This is a genomic window from Pseudanabaena sp. CCNP1317 (assembly GCF_034931345.1).
GTDB lineage: Bacteria > Cyanobacteriota > Cyanobacteriia > Pseudanabaenales > Pseudanabaenaceae > Pseudanabaena > Pseudanabaena galeata.
On sequence record NZ_JAYGIF010000135.1, the window covers coordinates 1 to 2,674 of the forward strand.

At 46.2% G+C, this 2,674-nt stretch carries 3 protein-coding genes; all 3 read right to left on the reverse strand.

Translation table 11 applies throughout. The features are described 5' to 3' along the window. Window positions 1–210 precede the first annotated feature (210 nt). Window positions 211–597, reverse strand: coding sequence for a hypothetical protein (locus VB775_RS22475; protein WP_281009843.1), 387 nt, complete (start codon window positions 595–597; stop codon window positions 211–213). Between the two features lie 93 nt (window positions 598–690). After that, window positions 691–1,851, reverse strand: a complete 1,161-nt coding sequence (locus VB775_RS22480; protein ID WP_281009844.1) for an AAA family ATPase — start codon at window positions 1,849–1,851, stop codon at window positions 691–693. A gap of 123 nt (window positions 1,852–1,974) precedes the next feature. Continuing rightward, on the reverse strand, window positions 1,975–2,550 hold the full coding sequence (locus VB775_RS22485) for a vWA domain-containing protein (RefSeq protein ID WP_323216958.1): 576 nt from the start codon (window positions 2,548–2,550) through the stop codon (window positions 1,975–1,977). Window positions 2,551–2,674: the final 124 nt, after the last annotated feature.

The following is a 2,674-nucleotide window of genomic DNA, read 5'->3' on the forward strand; positions in this document are numbered from 1 at the left end:
TTCATCGTGGTTTTTCCTTTTTGATACCCTGCGATTACTCGTTCTCTCAAATCCTGTGAATACGCTTTTCCTGTTTGCATTTTCTCTCCATTTTACCTTGCTCTTGCTCATTTGAAAACCGCTATATGAATAGGCTGCGCTAACTATTCAGCTTTGCTTTGAATTCGGGATCAATGTATTTAAGACCGTGTTTCATTCTCTTCTTAGCCATTAGCGTATCCTCGGTTCTAATGCCTTGGCGATCGCCTCAAGCTGACGAGTACTGTAGGGCAAGGTGGGTGCTCCATAGATCCGCTTTGCGGCTTGCCTAATGTGGTACGCCAATTTGCGACGGCGTTGCTCTAGCTTAAGTTGTTCCATTGAGTCGAATACAACATGAATTTCGATCTGGAGTTCAAGGTCATGTCTGATTCTGCCCAGTGCGTAGTCGAAGTGGAAATGTCCTGCTATCCCTTCTACATAAAAGGCGGAATCGTTTGAACCAAAACCAACTTTGGTGACTTCGCGGATACTTGTTTCTGGGTTGCCACCGATGTGCCAAACAGCAAAGCGATCTCCCACCTTGACATCGGCTCTGGTTGAGATGTGGTTGTACATATTCTTCTTTAGCTAGTTAGCAGCTACAACAAAACCAATGATTGTGAGGTAATCATCGGTTTTGTTGCTTATTGGGAGTGAAACTGGTTCTTGCTAGAATTCCAGTTGGTTGGCGATGTCTTTGGCGATCGCTGCATATTGTCCTGGGTGCCGCGATGTCGAGATGTCGATCAGGTTCTGGGCTAGTTCGGCGGTATATCCTTTAAGCCCTAGCCATTCCCGCATCAATGCTTCACACACGGTTTTGATTTGCTCGGCTGTCATATTTTCACTGTTGAATTTGGGCTTTGTGCCACTTTCATCGGCTCCATACAGGTCAATGCTGGTCTCAATCACTTTGCTGATGTGTTGCTGAGTGATTGCCAATAATGCTTTGAAGGCGGCTTTGGCTGGGTTATCGGGTTTGCTGCTACTGGGTTGAGTGTTGGCAATAGTTGGCTTTGTTTCAACGGCTGTGGCTACATGACCATTGGTACTGGCTATCTGGGCGACATTACTGCTGGCAACTGTGACTAGTTCGGGCTGTACCTGTGGAACTGGATTTACAGGTATATTGACGATGGGAATAAAGCCATTTTTGTTGGCTGGAGTGTTATCACTGAGCCATGTCTGAATCAGTTCGGCAAATTTCTTTCCTGGTTTTGGGAAAATGCCGTTACTGATTTCGGGACATCGGCTTTTGGAGATTGTCAGTGTATTCTGGTCATCTAGTAAGCCACAGATGTCCAGTTCATATTCGCTGCCTTCCTTTTGAATTGGTGCTGTGCCAATCTTGCGGACACTGGTGATTTTCTGCTTGCCACCAACTTCAGCCGTGTTAAAGTCATACTCGATCTTCGATCTCATTGTGGCAATGATGTGACAGCTTGAGCTGATAATTTTGTCCCATAGTTGGCGTTCGATGGGACGGACTTTTGCCCAGTTCCTCACGTCACTGCCCACTGCGTCTAGTTCGGCATACCATGCATGGGATAGGGAGTCGATGATGAGGTAATCAAATCCTGATTCTTCGGCGCTTTCAATGGCGTTGTAATACTGGCTGGGACCAAATTTGGTTAGTTCTAGTGATTTGAAGTCAAACAGGTTGGCATATTTACGACTGGAGCCATATTCGGTGTCGATAAGTCCAATCTTTTTGCCCAATATCGATGCTAGTTGTAGGGCAGTGTAGGTTTTGCCACAGCCTGGTGGCCCGTACAGCGCCATGCGGAGTTTGATGTTTTCTTTGGTTGCTTGCTGAAATGAGTAGGTCATAGATATTTCTCCTTTTGAGTAAGTGGGTTTGGTAAATACTTGGAATTTTTCCTTGCGAGCCTCGCTAGAGGAAAAGCGAGAAAAGGCGGCGCATCGCGCCGCCTTTTCTCGCTTCAGAGTTTTTTAGATGCTGTATAAACAGTCAGATACTTCGCCGTCGTCTGTGAGATCTTCTATCTGCACATAGCGATCGCATAGGTTGCTAATCGTGCTTTCATAGCTGCCTATATTGCCACCAGCAATCAAGATGCCGTAGCAACTAAATTCATACTTCTTCCTGTCGGCTTGCCACTGCTCTATGAAACTAGATGATGGGGTGTCTAGTCCGTCGGTGATTAATACCACGTCGGCTTTCTTGGTTTGTTCGTGTTGTTGGATCGATGCTAATGCTCCCGTGAGGGCGGCTGTAAAACAAGTGCTTCCGCCGTTGTAGAACTTTTCGATGCAGTCAATTACGCGATTGGTGTCGGGGATTTCCCCTGCAAAGTCGTCGATTCGCTCTATCTTGCCTGTAAAGTGCAAGATGCGGCAATGGCGCTTTTGACTTACGGCGATACTCAATAGGGCTAGGGCGATCGCTTTGCTCCAGATTTCTTCTTTCCCTGCCATTGATCCACTTGAATCTAGACAAATAATAATTGGTCCTCTGGCAAGGGGTTCGCGGCTTATTAGTTCTCGTTGTAATAGCGATCGCTCGATATAGGGGTAGCTACAGGATACGTGTAAAAACCTGCAAGATAGGCTTAAAAGCGTTACCCAGACGAGCTTTGAGAAATCAGTTTAGACTTATAGGGAGAACCACAAAAAGGACAGAAGTGATGCT

Coding starts and splice junctions, on each gene's coding strand:
- VB775_RS22475 (WP_281009843.1), bottom strand. CDS start 597: ATGTACAACCACATCTCAACCAGAGCCGATGTCAAGGTGGGAGATCGC.
- VB775_RS22480 (WP_281009844.1), bottom strand. CDS start 1,851: ATGACCTACTCATTTCAGCAAGCAACCAAAGAAAACATCAAACTCCGC.